This window comes from Abyssibacter profundi (assembly GCF_003151135.1).
GTDB classification, from domain to species: Bacteria; Pseudomonadota; Gammaproteobacteria; order Nevskiales; family OUC007; genus Abyssibacter; species Abyssibacter profundi.
Genome location: NZ_QEQK01000006.1, coordinates 40,940 through 55,795, shown reverse-complemented (window position 1 = coordinate 55,795; position 14,856 = coordinate 40,940). Strand labels below are relative to the sequence as shown.

Sequence of the window (14,856 nt, the reverse complement as noted above, 5' to 3'; positions counted from 1 at the left end):
GTTATGCAATGTGGCGAGAAGTGCAGCCAAAGAAATTTAACATGAACATGAATTTTTGAATTTATACAACCAAGCGATTTGCGCCGCAATCCGCCTCCAACATACGACGTTTCCGTCAGCGGGATTAAAATATGGACTTGAAAGACTTCGTCAAAGACTCATTAGCGCAGATCGCCGAAGGAATAATTGAAGCCAATGAGAGCTTGGCGCATACAGACGCAATCATCAATCCAACGGCCATAACTGTGAACAGCGAAAGTTCTCAAGCTTATGCTCGAACACGACCACAAGCTCGTAGCGATGATCGAACTCGCGTAGTGGAAAAAGTTGATTTCGACATTGCAGTAACAGTTCACGAGAGCGAAAAAACAAATGCGGGCATCAGAGTATCAGTTGTGTCTATTGGCCTAGGCGCAGGAGGTGAGTCCTCAGCACTATCCGGCTCGAATTCACGAATAAAATTCACGGTGCCAATGGTCTTCCCATCAAAAAGAACATAGAAAGTGAACCGAGCCGACACAATCTCCGCAGCGCAATATATTGCACCTCACCCATAAATTTGAGCGCCAGCACAATTGGTAACAGAAAAATGAAAGTAAAGGATGCAGTCACACTTGCCAAGACCCACGTAGTCGAGTTATTCGCTGATGAAGATGTGCGAAACGTTGGGCTTGAGGAGGTTGAGCTGGATATCGATCACAAGCAATGGTTGGTAACAATTGGTTTTTCCAGACCATGGGATGAGCCAAGAAATACTCTCGCTAATCTTGCCGGCGGCGCCAACTTCCCTCGCCGATCATTTAAGATGGTAAAAATATCGGACACGTCGGGTGAGGTTTTGTCCGTCAAGAATAGGGAAGTTTAGAAACGGTGAAGAGTACTATTCTTTTAGACACAAACCTGCTCCTTCTATTCACCGTTGGAAGCACGAAGCGAGAGTATGTTGAAAAGCATAAACGATTGAGTAATTTTTGCCTCCAAGATTTTGACCTATTAGCAGAAACGTTGAGCGCAGCTTCGGCCATCCTGCTGTTCCCAAACACTCTTACGGAAACGTCAAATCTGGCCGCTTACATAGAAGAGCCTGCGCGTAGCGAAATATTTCATACCTTACGCACGATTATCCATGAGTGCGACGAACGGTTTGTCACCAGCAAAGCCGCCATCGATTGCCCAGAGTTTATTAGGCTTGGATTGGCTGATTCCGTCCTGCTGAGCCAGGCCGAAGCTGACTTCGTTGTTCTTACAGCGGATCTGGATTTATATGTAGCCACCGTTACCAGAGGTTCGGAAGCGGTGAACTTCAATCACTTGCGCGATAGCCACTTCCCGGTGGCAATTTGAACCTTCCGTACAGCGGCATTGAATTCGACATTCATTCATGGGGTCTGTTTTCATAGTTCAAGCCTCGCTCAGTTTTATATTTGAGTGATTTACTGCGTTAAGCAGCCAACTATGGCGACTTCGCTCATCCACACCTCCCCCGCCGCCGGTTCAGCAGCCGATACAGCGTCGCCCGCGAGATGCGATGCTCCGCAATCACCTCCGCCGCGTTGTCACCGGTGAAGTCGGCCAGCACCTTCTCGGGGTCGTAGAGCCGCGGCTGACGGATGTACACCTCGCCAGGGCCCAGCAGCGCGCGGATCTCATCGATCACCAGTTCGGCCAGCTCGCGCGCGTTGTCCATGTTGTTGCCCAGGCGTGGCGCCAGTTTGGCGGCCACCTGGTCGACTGTTTGGCCGAGTTCGTCAGGTTGGGTGGCTGGCATCAGTCTCCTCGGTATCCGGTGAATCGCTGCGCCCGGCCCGCCTTTCGGGCCGGGGTAGTTTGTTCGGCGGTGCGACCGGTCGGTGCAGGGGTCAGCAGACTGGGTTGCCGCAGCTCGCGCTCAGCGGCATCCCAGTGGTGGCTCTCCCAGGTGTGCAACCGGTGCCGGTGCGCCTGGTGCAGGCACATGACGGTCAGGTCCAGTGGCTCATTCGGCACGCCGGCTTTTTTGACGTAGTACGCCACGCCATTGGCCTTTGGCAGCTTGGCTTCGCTGGTCAGGCCATGCAGGTAGGTGGCGTTGGTGTCTGCATCAAAATGCATGCGCCCTGGCCCGCTGCCGGTGAGCTTGAGCCGACCGTAGATCTGATCCTTGGCGGTCCGCGTGCCAATCATGTAGAGCTTGAGGCCGTACTTAGCAGCCTTGTCGTTCGTCGTGGTGTCGACCGGCTTTGGCGGCGTGAAGATTGGCGCTTGGCGCCGCCCCTGCTCGTTGTGCCCTTTGATGGGGATAAAGCCACGCGCGCGATTGCGACGACAGTAGGCGAGCACAGCATCCATCGTCATGCCGTCGGAGGCGTCGATGCTCACGCCACGCAGGGGCATATCGCCGCCCCCCGCGTTCTTCACTGGCGTCTTAGCCCACACTTCGTCCAGCGCATCCCAAGTGGCGGGTTCCAGGGGGTTGCCGAGCACAACTCCGTAGGCAACGCGCCAACTTTCCATCTCTCGCCCGTACGCCGTGATCTGGTATTCGAGCCGCGGCTCGCCGCTGCTCTCGCCCCCTCGCTGGACGTCGACAGCCCCGACCAGTACTAAGCCTCCGTGGGGGCACGTCCATGAGGGATAGCGCTCTACGCGATCGACCAAGACTTCGACTTCCGGCGTATCCGGCTTGAGCCGCCACGGTTTCGCCAGGGTGCCATTCCAGAACTCGATCAGCTTCTCTGGCTTTCCGCGCCGCTCCTCGTGCTTCGCCTCGAGGTAACGACGCACAAGGATCTCCATGCGCGATTCGCTGAGCGTGGAGTACAGCTCGCCGCCACCCTCCAGGTCGAACCCGCGTACGCCGGTGAACGATGCCGTAGCCTGCCAGCCGAGGTCTGGATCGAGATCGGCCTGCCGGATGGCTTCGTTCTTCTGCGCATTGGTCCACAGCGCTCCACAGCCCTCAGCAACGCACAGGTACCGTGCGGTGTCGGGTCGGTGCTGGCCGTAGACCACGTGGCTGACGTCGGCGTCTGACAGCCATTCGACCTGCCCCCAATCCAGCCGCTGCGGGTGCCCGCAATCAGGACAAGCGACCAGGTAGCGCTGTCGATCGCTGATGGCCATTTCGGCGCTGATGGCCGAATGGTCCTCGATGGTAGGCGTACCGCCGATGACGATTTTGCGGTCTGGGAATGTCTTGGTGCGGGCCTTGGCGAGCGAGATGGCGTCACCCTGCCCTTTGACGTCGTGCGAGACGTCGTCGGGCTCCTCCACCAGCACGACGCGCGCATCAGTGGATTTCACATTGGCGGGACTGTTCGCGCCCGCCAGCATCAGGAACCCGCCCGGGAAGCCCTTGAAGTCGTTGGTGTTGGCCGGGTCGTTGCGCTTGTCGACCGGGATCCGCTCTGCCAGTGGTGCCGTGGCTCGGATTGTGGGGTCGAGCTTTTCGCGCACGAATCGTTTGGCCGCGCCGTCCTTGGCGAACAGCGCAATCATTGCGCACGGTGCCTGGTGAATCAGGAAGCCGATGATGTTGAGAACCACGGAGACGGTCCAGCCGATCTGCGATGGCTTCCGGAAGACGATCTCGGTGACGGCAGGATCATCAAACGCTTCCAGAATCTCGCGCAGCACAGGGACCGCATCTGACCTGAACTGTCCGCTCCGCGACCCAGTCGCGACGTAGCGGTGGCGCTCCGCCCATTGGGTAATGGTCAGTCGCTCCGATGGCCGCACGCGGCGTACGGTGCGGCGAAATACGCGCTCTGCCGGCAAGGACAACGCCGCCAGAAAGCCAGGCGGGAGCCGCGTACCCGATGCGGTTTGCTCGGCGCTTGACGTCACGCTGAGGCCTCTTCGTGCGCCTCGGCATCCACCGCGTCCGCCATGCGCTCGAGAGCGCGGTCGAACTCACGGTCGATAGCCCGGCCACGCTCGAGATCGGTGCCCAGGCCGGCCAGCTCCGCCTTGAGCTGCGCCCGCAGCCCCTGCATAGCGCCCAGGAACAGCGCCTGCTGGGTGTCGAGACAGAGTTGCAGCTCATCGTCGGAAACCAGGCTGCCCTCTTCGCGCTTCCTCTTGGTCCGCAGTGCAATGGCTTCCTCGGCCGCTTTCCAGTGCCGTGGATCTCGACCCCCAATGACCTCCATGAGCAGGTCCAGCAGCTCAGGGTCTTCGTGTCCGTCGGCCTTTGCAGCCTGGACGCGATCTTTCAGAGACGGCCGCCCCATTGAGTCTGTCGCGCCCTGTTGTATCGGCAGTCCGGCGCAAGCCTGCTCACGCGCCGAAATTCCTCCAGGATCGGGGACAGGCGACGGTTCGGCCGCGCGACGCAGCATCTGGAGCACGGTGTCGCCAGCCTCGAGCCGGTCACCCGCGCGCTCGGCGCGATCGCACAGCCATTGCACCACGTCGACCAGGCGGTACCGGTGCGATTGCCCGTTCTGCCCGCGCTGCGCGATCGGACACGGAATCTCCTCGTGGATCCACCGCCGAACGGCTGCAGCCGTCCAGGTACCGACCTCCAGCTCATCGAGCTGCGCCACCAACTGGCGGCCCGACAGCAGCCGCTCGCGATCAGCCATGGCCACGCCCCATGTGACGGTGAATCACATCCGCCGCACACCCTAAGCCCCCGACCTGTGAACCGATCCGGCAACCCGCGCGCCTGCGAAAAAACTGCGACTTTCTATGCCCGCATGGCGTGCGGCTAGGGAGGACCCGTGGGCATTGGCGGGCAACGGCTTGATGGAGGCGGGTCCTGCCTGGGTCCGACTGAATCGCCATTGGGTCCGGGTATACCTGGACCCACTTTTTCCCGTCGTTACGGGCTAAACGGCACTGGGTCCGGGTTGTCCGGGTGAAATCTCGCACACATAGGGGGTGCGGTAGCGCTGGTTGTTCGTCTCGCGTGCGTGCGCGGGCGGGCGTGTGCGCACGAGGGAGGCCGGACCGCTGGACCCAGCCCATGATTCCGGCACTTTTTACCCGGACCCAAGGTGGACCCAGCCCGGACCTACCCCGGACCCAACGCCGCACGTTGCCCGGCAGACGCTGGCCCACCACCAGCGAAACTACCGAGCGTTGCGCACGCGCAATCTCAGAATACATCGTCGACCTCCGGAGCAGGCGCCGAGACTCGGGCTGGCGCTTCAGCCGGCCGTTCGTAGACGCGTGGCCGGCTAGGCGCCTCCTGCTTGCCGAGGCGACGCTGGGTCCAACCAAGGCGCGTCATGATCCGCCCCATTCGCCCAGACTCCTGCTGTGTATGCCGGCCGAAGTCGACATGCACCGCCCACCGCAACAGGTCCGACACACTGGCTCGATGCACTTGCCGCCCTGGGCCTGTCACATACCGCAGCGTGATGGACTTGTTCTCGGCCGGGTACTGCTCTTCACCGCCCTTGCCTGCCAGCCACTGAGCCACAGGCACTGCCCACGGATCATCTTGATAGCGGGCGTCCTGCTCCTCCTGGGCCGACTCTGGCACCTGCCACCAAGACTCGTCGCGTTCGCAGGCCTCGCGGTAGCGAACGCTGGCCTCAGCCCACAGTTGGTCTCGGTTCTGGCGTAAGCCTGAGCGATCGACGAATCCGGCCCGCACCGGTAAAAAGCGGCGCGCCCCAGTGTGATCACGCAGGTACTCACTCTCGTTAGTGGTGCCGACAAACACACACTGCCGGGGATAGTCACGCGCGACGCGGCCGTAACTGGGCCGGTACGTGTCCTTCTGCGCAGAGAGGCCGGCCTTGACCTTGTTGACGTCGGGCTTGGATAACGCGGCGATCTCGGCGAGCTCAATCACCCACTTACCTGCCAACGCTTGGTAAAAGTCCTTGTCGCCGAACGGCTGGCTGGTGTCCATGAACCACTCGGGCCCTACCAGCTCGCGGATGCCTGAGCTCTTGCCCAGCCCTTGCGAGCCCTCCAGCACCACCATCGTGTCGACCTTGCAGCCGGGGTGCCGCACGCGGGCCACGCAGCTCAGCATGAACAATCGGCTGACGGCCAAGGTGTAGTCGTCGTCTGCCCCTCCGAAAAACGCAGTGAACAACCCGTCCACCCGAGGCACGCCATCCCATTCCAATGCGTCGAGATACTCGCAGACCGGGTGATACGCGTAACGGGTAGCCACCATCGAGACCGTCTCGGCCGCCAGTGATTGCGACACGCTCATGTCGTAGCTGTACGGGTGGCCAAACCAGGCCGCGATCTCACTCAGCTCCGCGTCGGTAACTTCCCGGCGAGTGCCGCCGAACGGTGGCTCGCGCGTCATCACGATTCGATTGGCGAAGCTGTCGAGTCGCAGCAGCCCGGCCCAGGCCGGATCTCGCTCCAAGATCAGCGCGACGTTGTGCTGATTGGCCTTGTACCCGCCAGAGCGCTTGGAATACGTCAACTGCTGCCGCCACCGCCCACCGCGCGCTCGCTTTGCAGCAGCGACCACGATCTGTCGCACCGCATCGAGCCCCTGCTCTGCGTGCAGATCGTTAAAGTCAGTGCGGCCCGTGCGATTCTGGAAACTCGGCCAGCACCAGGCGCCTCGCACCGCCTTGGCGGCGTCTATTCCCTTGGACTTGCCTGGGTTCTTGCGCTGGGTGTGGTCATCATCGCAACACACCACCATCCGATGATGGTCGTACTGCTCACGCCACAATGCCGCGACCTCCGGCAAATTGCCGGCATCAAAGCACACCAACACCGGCCAGCCCGTGGCCATGTAGATGGAGACCGCTGTGGCGTAGCCCTCAGCCAGGCCGATCACGACATCGTCGCCATCCACATCCAGCTCACCGACGATCGAGAAGGCGCCCTGCTTCGGCGTGCCGCTCAGAAACCGCTTTTCGCCATCCGACTGGATGAACTGCAGGCCGACCAGCTTGCGCTCGACCGAATAGAGCGGCACCACAAGCGAGTCCCGCATCACGCGGGCGCCGATACGATCGATGCCCTTGCGGTCCAGATACGGCGTTCGTCCATGCTCGCGCGCACGCGACCAAAGTCTGCGGGCCCGCTCGGCGCAGCTCTCGGCGGCCTCCTTGGCGTCCTTCGCGCGCTGCGCATCCATCGCCTTGCGATGCTTCGCGATCTCCTCGAGCTGCGATCGGTCAAGCTTGCTGTCCGGCGGCTCGAACTTACCCCAGGTATCGGCCCAGTAGTTCTTCCACCAGCCGATGACCATCGAGCCGCCATCGCGCAGCGTGATCAACTTGGCGTAATAGCGGCCGGTGTCCTTTTTCGGTGGCTTACCCACCACCTCGCGAGACACCGGGCAGTAGGTGCGCTTGTCCAGCTCCAGGGACTCGACGATGAGGCCTTCGGCGGCAAGTTGATCGATCGCATGCACGATCGCCTCGTGCGTGGACGTAACCGTCACGGCAGCTGCTCCGCGAGCTCTTCCAACACCTGCTTCGCAAGACTCGCTGCCGGCGCCAGCTCCAGTCGGCACGTGCGCACACTGACCCACTCGCCGGCCAGCTGCACATACACGGGGTAACTCTGCCCCGATGTCCCCGGTATTGGGCCAGAACGGTAGATGCGCACCCGTCCGCAAGGGCTCTGCAAGTAATTCGTGTCACGCACCCGCTGCCAACCCGGCAGTAAATCCTTCATCGCAGCGGGCGCCGCGACAGCCTCTGGGGCCGAGTCGAACAGTTCGCTCACGCCTCCTCCCCCGGCTCCGTCTGGCGGTCCAGGAGGCAGTCCGAGCAAATGGCGTAATCAGGACGATCATTGCGGCCACCGCAATCGCCGCACACCAGCACTCGCTGCGCCGGGCTGCACCGATTACTCAGCGCCTGGTGCAGGTGCAGATCCTGTAAGACCTGGGCACGATCTACGACATCAGCCATTGCCTGCCCCCGACTGCACCTGAGCCACCCGCGCCGCCACACTCGCTAGCGCGGCCTGCGCGTCAAAGATGCGATCCATCAGTGTCGGGTCTCGACGCAGGTCGTCCGCATCAATCACCCCGTCGGCCAGGGCCTGCGACAAGCCGCTCAAGCACTCCCCGGTTTGGGTCATCACCCGACCCACCGCCTCGCCATCCGTGCACGCAGCGGTCTGAGGTGTCTCGGCGGCCAGAAAGCCATACCGCCGCGCCAAGCGCGTACGGGCAGCCTGCTGGTACGGATCCGGCAAGGCAGCTACCCACGCCTCCTCCAGTTCCACCGGCAGATGCAGTGACCCATCCACGTATCGCTGCACCCGTTTACGGATACGGCCAACCGCCTTCGCGTAGTCGCTGTACGAGCCGCGATCCTGCGGCGGCTCCAGATCGAGCGACCGGGCATGTTCCGGTACCAGCCCGTGGTACGCACGGGCCAACGCCTCCGAAAAATCGTCCAATGAAAAACGCGTCTCAGCCGTAGCGCGCTGGAGATAGAACACCAGCACATCCACGCGCGTAACGTGGGTCTGTCCAGCACCGGACATAGGCAGAGGCTCAGACATCGAACATCCTCATCGGCATGGGGCAAGCAGCAGGTAATACGACCGATGCAGATCGATCGAATGAGCAAAGAAAAGCCGACCGGCTATGTAAGCCGGCCGGCAACGGGGCGGGCGCCATGGAACGCCCTGGGGAGACTCGGGGAGACATCAAGCGGCGGCCTCTGGTGCGTCACCAAATACATCCGGGCGCAATGCGTAGCGGGTGACTTCACCTTCCGTGGCCTCCTCTACCGCTCGGCATCGCTCAGCTGGCACACGCCCCCGCTTTCGCCACTGGGAGACTGTCATCGGCACGACGCCAAGCTTGTCAGCGAGCGCTGCTGCGCTCCCGCAATGCTCAATCGCTTTGTCCAGTTCAGTCATACAGAAAGTCAACACCATGTTTCATGGTTAGTCAACATTTTGTTTTGACTTGCCGCGCAGTGAACTAAACACTTCGTTTATGAACCGTGCAGAGTTACGCGCCTCTCGCTTCCGGGAGCTCCTGGGGGGAAGGGGTGGACAAGTCAGACTGGCCGAGGCGCTAGGCCTCGAAGTGCCCGTTATTAACAACTGGACTCGTCGCGGAGTTGCCAAGTCCGAGATGTACCGCGTAAAGGAACACTTCGGAGTCAGCTATGAATGGCTAGATGGTGACCCTGAGGCTGCCAAGTATGGCGATCGTGAAGATGCGCTCGAATACCCTCTAGACTCATCGCTGGAGCAAGCCCCCACGCGAGGCGATGACGTTCCACTCATAAGCTGGACTCAGGCCGGTGACTGGGAGCCAACCTTTGACCCCTATTCGCCTGGTGAAGCAGAGGAATGGCTCCCGAATCCAACTCGAAGCGGCCCTCATACTTATGCCCTGCGTGTGGTTGGAGAAAGTATGTGGCCTACGTTCAGCGATGGGGACATCATCTTTGTCGATCCCGAGCGCAGCCCTCGCCACAATGATTTTGTTGTCGCCCGTTTGGCCACAAGCGACCGGACGACCTTCAAGCAGCTCAAACTCGATCAGAACGGCAATGGAACCCTTCACGCCGTGAATGACAGGTACCCCGACCCAATCATCCCAGCTGATGAGAACGTATTCATCAAAGGCGTCGTGGTATTTAGCGGACGCGCCTGGTAGTCAACCGTCTATCAGGCCGCCCGCCAAAACAAAACATATTGTTGACTTAAGGAAACGTGGCGTTTATGTTCGAACTCAACATTTTGTTGAGCGCCGAACATGCAACACGAACTCGCAGCACCCCTCAGCCCCACGCTTGAGGCCCTAATCGGCCACACGGGTTTCGTACCCGTTACCGTCCACACCGCAGCCACGCAACTGCGCACCACGCCGAAGTTCGCGCACAAGCCCGAACTGCTGGACATGGACCTGAGCCCGTGGGTGCCGTGCACGATCACCGGCGGGCGGTTTCAGGCCGGAATTCCCGCTGAATACACAGTGGAGCTGAAGGACGGCGACCTGCTCACGCTGGCGCCGGACGGCCTTCTGTTCGTCCAGCGCTCGACCCTCGACGACATCGACCGCCTACGCGCCAAGCATGCGGGCGACGACTGGATGTCGATGTCATTCGGCGAGTACCGGCGGGCGTTCCCCAGCCTCGATATCGCCGTCCGCGACTGGCTGTTCCTCTCCGACTGCCGCTGGCACAAGCAGATGAAGGCGGCCCAGGCATGAGCCGCGCAACGTCATTCAGGCAACGAGTTGAACAGGTGCGATTCTCTGACGATCAGCACGTGGTGCCCCTCGTCTCTTGCGGTCGCGGCCGCTTCAATCTTCCGGCCGTAGGTGGCGTGAACCCACGCCGGCGTGCACAGATCACCGATCACCAGCACATCCACCTGTGCGGAAAAGCCCGACTTGTACTGGCCGCCCGCCTTTTCGATGCAGGCCACTACACGCTTGCGCGGGCCGTACGAAAAGGTGCCCGTCAGGCAGAACGCACTGCCAGGTATGAGCAGCTCTGGTTCCGGTCGAGTCAGCGGCAACCAAGTCGGCAAATTACTCTCGTGGGCCTCATCTACGCGAGTGAAGTCGGCGAGCAATTCCATCAACTCGCGCTGCTCGTCTGCGTCCAGCTCACCATCGGCAAGCATCGCTCGCAGTCTGTCGTGGATGATCCGCCCTTCCCAGCTAACCGATGCTTGGAAGCGGCCATCGAGCCAGCCCAGCAGGAATTCAGCCTCTTCCTGCACCAGAGTGCCGTCGGCCAACACGCCTTTGCACAGCCCGATCAACTCATTGATTTCTGCGTCTTTGACGTAGTCCGGCTCTACAGCGCGTCGCCAATCCGAGTCACTCATTCCACCCCCGGCAGTTCAACCCCTTCACTGATCGTAGCAGCAAGCTGCTCACGGGTGACCACCACGAGGGACGAATCTGCGGCCGGCCAACGGAGCACACGCAGCGTCAATTGTTCCCCATTCGCCTCGACAACCTGCACAGACAGGCCTTCAGTCGGTGGCCAGTCAGCGTATGCAGACGCTTGTGAATGCAAGGTGTCGCCAACCCGAAATTCACCACGCCTAACCACCTTGCGAAAAATCTCTGGTACCGGCCATGCAAGGGGTGGCTGGTCTTTTTCAGGTTTTGCTCTCTCAGTCATAGCACTTTTGATGGTAGCACCCGGGGTGCGGTCATGAACGGCCGCTCCAGCCATCCTAGCGCCGCCCTCACGCGGTTCCGCCGCAAGCTCGACGCGCAGGCCGCAATGCAACTGCGAGCCGAACTTACCCGCCTCATTGAAGAGAACGAATCACTGCGAGCGGAGCTGCACGCAGCCCGGGCCGATGCCGAGTGGGCCCGACAGCAGATCGACTATCTGGATGAGCTGTTGGATGAGCAACGCCCGGGGGCTGCACGCGCGATCACGCCGTCTGGTCAGTTCCTCCGCGTCCTTCTGCCGGAGAGCCACGCATGACCCGCGACCGCGTCGATGAGCCCTACCCGGCCCCGGGCACTGTTGCGCATGCGCAACACCCCGCAGGCCGCCTGTGCGAGGGCCATACCCGCAACTTGTTGCTCCTCAGTGTCGAGAGGGCAGCCATCGAACTCTCCAACGCTGGCGGCGATGTGATGGATCGCCGCCACACCCGTAACAGCGAGCAACGGCTCGTCCGAATGCCGGACGGCCGACGGCTGAAACTCACAGCGGAGGTCATCCGATGATCGGCCAACCCTTGTTCTCAATCGAGCCCCACAGCGCCGGCGCATTCCGCGCCCGCATGGCGCGGCGGCTGCTCCAGGCTCAAGGCCTGCACGCAGCGGCAGACACCCTGCGCCGCGCCTACAACAACCGCCGGGCAGCACAGGAGCAGCTGTTCTGCGTGTTGGTCGACGGGCGCGCCATCAACACCTACGCGGCGAGCCGTGCCGAGGCCCAACTCAAGTATCCAGCGGCCACCGGCATCGTCCCAGTCACGCAGGCGGGGTCCAACGAATGAAACAGACCGCTCTATTCCCCCTGCCCGCCGGCGCCCCGCCTGCAGCTTGCCTGCCCGTGCGCCGGGCCATCGAACAAATCTCGCAGGCTGTCTCGCTCACCGACAGCCGAGACGATCTGGTGACCGTCACCCTGCCGCGCTACCAGCTGGAGGCCGTGGCCACCGCCGCGATCGCCGGCGACCACCCGGAGCAATCATGATCAATCCCGAGCAAGCTGAACTCCCGGACCTCATTGACGCTTGGGTGCGCATGCAGCGCCAAGCACAGGCTGACGCCGAACACGCAGACGCGGTCGCCATTCAGGCGCGGCGCAGCGCCGACCAGGCAAAAACCCTGCACTCGGCCATCCGCGCGCGCATGCGCACCTTGGGCGTGCAAGCCTGCACCCACAATCACTGCGTGTACCAGCTGGACAAGGGCCAGCTACACGCCACAGCGGCACCCGATGCCCGCTACCTCGAACATCCAGGCGAACTCCCCCTGGATAAGGAGAGCGTGGCGTGATGCCCTACGCCGCAGCCTCCAGCGTGCAATCCACGTGTACGGCGTCGAAGCCCAGCGAGACCTTGCCGTCCTCACTTCGTCGCAGCACCCCGGCATCGGTGAGTGCCTTGACATCCCGCAGCACCCCTGTGGGATCACGCTCCACGCGCCGAGCCAGCTCGCGCAGCCCGATAGCGCCTACGCCGCACAAGGCACGCAGCACGCCCAGCCGGTTGGTGGTGAGCAGGTCAAACAGCAGCTCCGCGCTGGCAAAGGCATGCACCGCATCGCCGCCATCACCACCGGCGTTCAACGCCGACAGCGCGCTCGCCTTGAATTGCTCCGTGGTCTGCACGGTCAGGGTCAGCGTTGCCATATCAGCCCTCCAGGTTGTCGATGGCTGCGAAGAAATCGATGAGCAGCTGCTCGGGCGAGGTGAACGCGTAGTCGCGTTCCTCACCGTGCTCGTGAATGTGCCCGCCCTTGCCGGCCTCGTTATCGAAGCGCAGCACGCAGGCGCCATCCATCACGTACGCCAGCCGGAACTTGAACAGATGGTCCGAGCCCGGCACCGGAGTCGCCAGCTTCCAGATCACCACCTCTGCGAACGCGTTGGCGCTGAGAGTGATGCGGCGGTTGATGACGGCTTCGGCTTTCATGTTGTCAATTATGACAACACTGGTATTTGTTGTCAACGGAGACAACACACGCCCCGACAAGCGGAGATAGCCGCATGACCCAGATCCCGCTCGACCACATCCGGCCTGATCCAAACCAGCCGCGCAAGCACTTCGACGAGGAGAACATCCGGGAGCTGGCAGACAGCATTCTCCTGAATGGCCTGATTCAGCCGATCACCGTCCGGCTGGACCCTCAGTCCAACACCGACGGCGCAGACCACTACCTGATTGTGGCCGGCGAGCGCCGCTATCGCGCGCACAAACTGCTGGGCTGGCCGACCATCGAAGCTGCGGTGATCGAATCGACAAACCGGGCCGGCCTGGCCGCGATCCAGATCGTCGAAAATCTCCAGCGCGAAAACCTCTCCACGGCCGAGCTGGTCCAGGGCATCAGCGAGCTGGTGGAAATGCCCGGGAACACCGGATCGCCGCTCGGCGTAGGTGGTGTAGCCGCGATGCTGGGCAAGTCCAAGACCTGGGTGAGCCGAAGAGCGAAGATCGCCCGCATGGCCGAGCCCATCCGCCAGCTCGTGGCCGACGGCCTCATCACCGATGTGGATGCGGCCGACGCGCTCGATGCGCTGCATGCCGAGTTCAAGAGCCTGGCTGTCAACGCCATCAAACAGATACGCGGCGAGCAGGTCCGACACGATTGGAAAGCGCCCTACACGCTGGACCGCGCAGGGTTCCGCGAATGCCTGCAGCGAGCACGTGAGCGTGCCAAGGCCGCCGAGGAGGAACACGCACGCAATGCGGCGGACCCTGACTACGTGCTCGTCGGCGAGCGCTGGGAGCATCGCCCCCAGCAGAGCAACAAGTCCCAGGCCGAGCAAGATTCCGACAGGGCCAGGCGACAGGCCAACGAGCAGCTACGCCCTCTGCGCGAACAGATGAACGCCACGCTGCGGCAGATTCGGCAGCAACTGTGCATGCCGGCGGACGAGCACAGCTACTGCGCTTTGACCACCGGTCAACTGTTCAGCACTGACTTTGTGCCGCACGGCAACGCGGCGAAACCTGTGCCCGACTGGAACGCGCTCACGCGCAACTTCCGGGCAAGCGTCACCACCACGGAGCAGCTCGCGCGACTGATCGGTGCCCTAGCGCACGTAGGCGTGACCGCGCCGGGCTGGCAGGTAGACGGATTCAAGGAGCTGGAGCTTTCAGGCCAGCAGCTCGACACCATCGTTGAGTGGCTCAAAGCGCACCCCACCGGCCGCCTCGCCATCGATGATGAGCCCGCCGTGGCCGTTGCGCATGCGCAACCCGACGTCTGCATGACGCTGGACGAAGCCATCGGCACCTTCATCGCCGAGCGCTGCGAGCTATCGCCGGCTGGATCTACTCGCATCGCAGACGCCTACGACGCCTGGCTGGACTGGTGCCAGGCCACCGGGAACCGGGCCTGCGACCAAGCAGAGTTCTCAAGGCAAATGCAGGCCGGCGACGTCACCAAAAAACGGCGCGAGGACGCGCACTACTTCATCGGGCTCGCGCTGCTTGGTGATGAAGCGTTAGGAAACGCTCGGCATGAGGGAGGCGATCAGAATGGAACGCGAAGTGTGTAACGAGGCTTGCGCCGAGCTCCATGCCGTTGTTAGACGGCGCATGGCGCCGTGCTTGACAACCCAGCGCGCGCCGGCGCAGGCTTGCCGTACGGAGTGTAGTAGCTCCATGACTAGCGGCACCCGCGCCCGACAGCTACGCGGTTTTTTTGTGCCCGGCATTCGGATTAGTCCGACTATGGCCGGGAGGGCGACGGATACAACACGCGTTCGCGCGAAAGAAGTCCACCGTCTAGTCACGGCTACTAACCTCCCGGCC

21 protein-coding genes are annotated in these 14,856 nt (G+C 62.0%); 11 read left to right on the top strand and 10 right to left on the bottom strand.

Translation table 11 applies throughout. The features are described from left to right. Positions 1–131: 131 nt before the first annotated feature. The 3 genes from DEH80_RS17160 to DEH80_RS07950 all read left to right on the top strand — a co-directional run bounded on the left by DEH80_RS17160 (position 132) and on the right by DEH80_RS07950 (position 1,344). Complete coding sequence (locus tag DEH80_RS17160; RefSeq protein WP_133249162.1) at positions 132–500, top strand: trypco2 family protein; 369 nt, start codon at positions 132–134, stop codon at positions 498–500. Between the two features lie 89 nt (positions 501–589). Further along, positions 590–865: a hypothetical protein gene (locus DEH80_RS07955; RefSeq protein WP_109719969.1), complete on the top strand. Its 276-nt coding sequence runs from the start codon at positions 590–592 to the stop codon at positions 863–865. Between the two features lie 5 nt (positions 866–870). Beyond that, the gene (locus tag DEH80_RS07950) at positions 871–1,344 is read left to right on the top strand and encodes a PIN domain-containing protein (protein WP_109719968.1); all 474 of its coding nucleotides are present in this window, start codon (positions 871–873) and stop codon (positions 1,342–1,344) included. A 124-nt stretch (positions 1,345–1,468) separates the two neighbouring features. On the opposite strand, the gene DEH80_RS07945 is transcribed toward DEH80_RS07950, so the two are convergent. The 7 genes from DEH80_RS07945 to DEH80_RS17745 all read right to left on the bottom strand — a co-directional run bounded on the left by DEH80_RS07945 (position 1,469) and on the right by DEH80_RS17745 (position 8,796). Further along, a complete protein-coding gene (locus DEH80_RS07945; RefSeq protein WP_109719967.1) occupies positions 1,469–1,768 on the bottom strand; it encodes a hypothetical protein in 300 nt (99 codons plus the stop codon). Further along, positions 1,768–3,717 (bottom strand): phage terminase large subunit family protein, encoded by a 1,950-nt coding sequence (locus DEH80_RS07940; protein WP_279323120.1) that lies wholly within the window; start codon positions 3,715–3,717, stop codon positions 1,768–1,770. Before DEH80_RS07940 ends, DEH80_RS07945 begins: the two co-directional genes overlap by 1 nt. Positions 3,718–3,821: 104 nt before the next feature. Continuing rightward, positions 3,822–4,565 carry a hypothetical protein gene (locus DEH80_RS07935; protein WP_109719965.1) on the bottom strand — a complete coding sequence of 248 codons (744 nt, stop codon included), beginning with the start codon at positions 4,563–4,565 and terminating at the stop codon, positions 3,822–3,824. Between the two features lie 515 nt (positions 4,566–5,080). Then, positions 5,081–7,357 carry a VapE domain-containing protein gene (locus DEH80_RS07930; RefSeq protein ID WP_109719964.1) on the bottom strand — a complete coding sequence of 759 codons (2,277 nt, stop codon included), beginning with the start codon at positions 7,355–7,357 and terminating at the stop codon, positions 5,081–5,083. Continuing rightward, positions 7,354–7,644, bottom strand: a complete 291-nt coding sequence (locus DEH80_RS07925) for a hypothetical protein (protein ID WP_109719963.1) — start codon at positions 7,642–7,644, stop codon at positions 7,354–7,356. The genes DEH80_RS07930 and DEH80_RS07925 overlap by 4 nt, the downstream gene beginning before the upstream one ends. Positions 7,645–7,824: 180 nt before the next feature. After that, on the bottom strand, positions 7,825–8,433 hold the full coding sequence (locus DEH80_RS07915; protein WP_133249161.1) for a DUF8585 domain-containing protein: 609 nt from the start codon (positions 8,431–8,433) through the stop codon (positions 7,825–7,827). Between the two features lie 147 nt (positions 8,434–8,580). Continuing rightward, entirely contained in the window at positions 8,581–8,796 is a 216-nt protein-coding gene (locus tag DEH80_RS17745) for a transcriptional regulator (protein ID WP_109720108.1), read from the bottom strand. A 220-nt stretch (positions 8,797–9,016) separates the two neighbouring features. On the opposite strand from DEH80_RS17745, the gene DEH80_RS07905 reads away from it, so the two are divergent. Together DEH80_RS07905 and DEH80_RS07900 are read left to right on the top strand one after the other, a co-directional pair. Then, entirely contained in the window at positions 9,017–9,547 is a 531-nt protein-coding gene (locus tag DEH80_RS07905; protein ID WP_165831362.1) for a S24 family peptidase, read from the top strand. Between the two features lie 99 nt (positions 9,548–9,646). Beyond that, a complete protein-coding gene (locus DEH80_RS07900) occupies positions 9,647–10,102 on the top strand; it encodes a hypothetical protein (protein ID WP_109719959.1) in 456 nt (151 codons plus the stop codon). 11 nt (positions 10,103–10,113) lie between these two features. On the opposite strand, the gene DEH80_RS07895 is transcribed toward DEH80_RS07900, so the two are convergent. Further along, positions 10,114–10,728, bottom strand: a complete 615-nt coding sequence (locus DEH80_RS07895) for a BRCT domain-containing protein (protein WP_109719958.1) — start codon at positions 10,726–10,728, stop codon at positions 10,114–10,116. Between the two features lie 335 nt (positions 10,729–11,063). Here DEH80_RS07895 and DEH80_RS07890 point away from each other — a divergent pair, with 335 nt between their 5' ends. The 5 genes from DEH80_RS07890 to DEH80_RS07870 are packed head-to-tail and all read left to right on the top strand — an operon-like array spanning position 11,064 to position 12,373. Next, a complete protein-coding gene (locus DEH80_RS07890) occupies positions 11,064–11,345 on the top strand; it encodes a hypothetical protein (protein WP_109719957.1) in 282 nt (93 codons plus the stop codon). Beyond that, a complete protein-coding gene (locus DEH80_RS07885) occupies positions 11,342–11,593 on the top strand; it encodes a hypothetical protein (protein ID WP_109719956.1) in 252 nt (83 codons plus the stop codon). Before DEH80_RS07890 ends, DEH80_RS07885 begins: the two co-directional genes overlap by 4 nt. Continuing rightward, a complete protein-coding gene (locus tag DEH80_RS07880; protein ID WP_109719955.1) occupies positions 11,590–11,868 on the top strand; it encodes a hypothetical protein in 279 nt (92 codons plus the stop codon). The genes DEH80_RS07885 and DEH80_RS07880 overlap by 4 nt, the downstream gene beginning before the upstream one ends. After that, entirely contained in the window at positions 11,865–12,068 is a 204-nt protein-coding gene (locus DEH80_RS07875; RefSeq protein WP_109719954.1) for a hypothetical protein, read from the top strand. Before DEH80_RS07880 ends, DEH80_RS07875 begins: the two co-directional genes overlap by 4 nt. After that, a complete protein-coding gene (locus tag DEH80_RS07870) occupies positions 12,065–12,373 on the top strand; it encodes a hypothetical protein (RefSeq protein WP_109719953.1) in 309 nt (102 codons plus the stop codon). Before DEH80_RS07875 ends, DEH80_RS07870 begins: the two co-directional genes overlap by 4 nt. A 4-nt stretch (positions 12,374–12,377) precedes the next feature. Here the strand turns inward: DEH80_RS07870 and DEH80_RS07865 are convergent, their stop codons facing one another. Further along, positions 12,378–12,728: an HVO_A0114 family putative DNA-binding protein gene (locus DEH80_RS07865; protein ID WP_109719952.1), complete on the bottom strand. Its 351-nt coding sequence runs from the start codon at positions 12,726–12,728 to the stop codon at positions 12,378–12,380. A 1-nt stretch (position 12,729) separates the two neighbouring features. Continuing rightward, entirely contained in the window at positions 12,730–13,011 is a 282-nt protein-coding gene (locus tag DEH80_RS07860; protein ID WP_109719951.1) for a toxin-antitoxin system TumE family protein, read from the bottom strand. Positions 13,012–13,085: 74 nt separating this feature from the next. On the opposite strand from DEH80_RS07860, the gene DEH80_RS07855 reads away from it, so the two are divergent. Next, a complete protein-coding gene (locus DEH80_RS07855; protein WP_109719950.1) occupies positions 13,086–14,600 on the top strand; it encodes a ParB/RepB/Spo0J family partition protein in 1,515 nt (504 codons plus the stop codon). The last annotated feature ends 256 nt before the right edge of the window (positions 14,601–14,856 follow it).

Coding starts and splice junctions, on each gene's coding strand:
- DEH80_RS17160 (WP_133249162.1), top strand. CDS start 132: ATGGACTTGAAAGACTTCGTCAAAGACTCATTAGCGCAGATCGCCGAA.
- DEH80_RS07955 (WP_109719969.1), top strand. CDS start 590: ATGAAAGTAAAGGATGCAGTCACACTTGCCAAGACCCACGTAGTCGAG.
- DEH80_RS07945 (WP_109719967.1), bottom strand. CDS start 1,768: ATGCCAGCCACCCAACCTGACGAACTCGGCCAAACAGTCGACCAGGTG.
- DEH80_RS07935 (WP_109719965.1), bottom strand. CDS start 4,565: ATGGCTGATCGCGAGCGGCTGCTGTCGGGCCGCCAGTTGGTGGCGCAG.
- DEH80_RS07915 (WP_133249161.1), bottom strand. CDS start 8,433: ATGTCTGAGCCTCTGCCTATGTCCGGTGCTGGACAGACCCACGTTACG.
- DEH80_RS17745 (WP_109720108.1), bottom strand. CDS start 8,796: ATGACTGAACTGGACAAAGCGATTGAGCATTGCGGGAGCGCAGCAGCG.
- DEH80_RS07905 (WP_165831362.1), top strand. CDS start 9,017: ATGTACCGCGTAAAGGAACACTTCGGAGTCAGCTATGAATGGCTAGAT.
- DEH80_RS07900 (WP_109719959.1), top strand. CDS start 9,647: ATGCAACACGAACTCGCAGCACCCCTCAGCCCCACGCTTGAGGCCCTA.
- DEH80_RS07895 (WP_109719958.1), bottom strand. CDS start 10,728: ATGAGTGACTCGGATTGGCGACGCGCTGTAGAGCCGGACTACGTCAAA.
- DEH80_RS07890 (WP_109719957.1), top strand. CDS start 11,064: ATGAACGGCCGCTCCAGCCATCCTAGCGCCGCCCTCACGCGGTTCCGC.
- DEH80_RS07885 (WP_109719956.1), top strand. CDS start 11,342: ATGACCCGCGACCGCGTCGATGAGCCCTACCCGGCCCCGGGCACTGTT.
- DEH80_RS07880 (WP_109719955.1), top strand. CDS start 11,590: ATGATCGGCCAACCCTTGTTCTCAATCGAGCCCCACAGCGCCGGCGCA.
- DEH80_RS07875 (WP_109719954.1), top strand. CDS start 11,865: ATGAAACAGACCGCTCTATTCCCCCTGCCCGCCGGCGCCCCGCCTGCA.
- DEH80_RS07870 (WP_109719953.1), top strand. CDS start 12,065: ATGATCAATCCCGAGCAAGCTGAACTCCCGGACCTCATTGACGCTTGG.
- DEH80_RS07865 (WP_109719952.1), bottom strand. CDS start 12,728: ATGGCAACGCTGACCCTGACCGTGCAGACCACGGAGCAATTCAAGGCG.
- DEH80_RS07860 (WP_109719951.1), bottom strand. CDS start 13,011: ATGAAAGCCGAAGCCGTCATCAACCGCCGCATCACTCTCAGCGCCAAC.
- DEH80_RS07855 (WP_109719950.1), top strand. CDS start 13,086: ATGACCCAGATCCCGCTCGACCACATCCGGCCTGATCCAAACCAGCCG.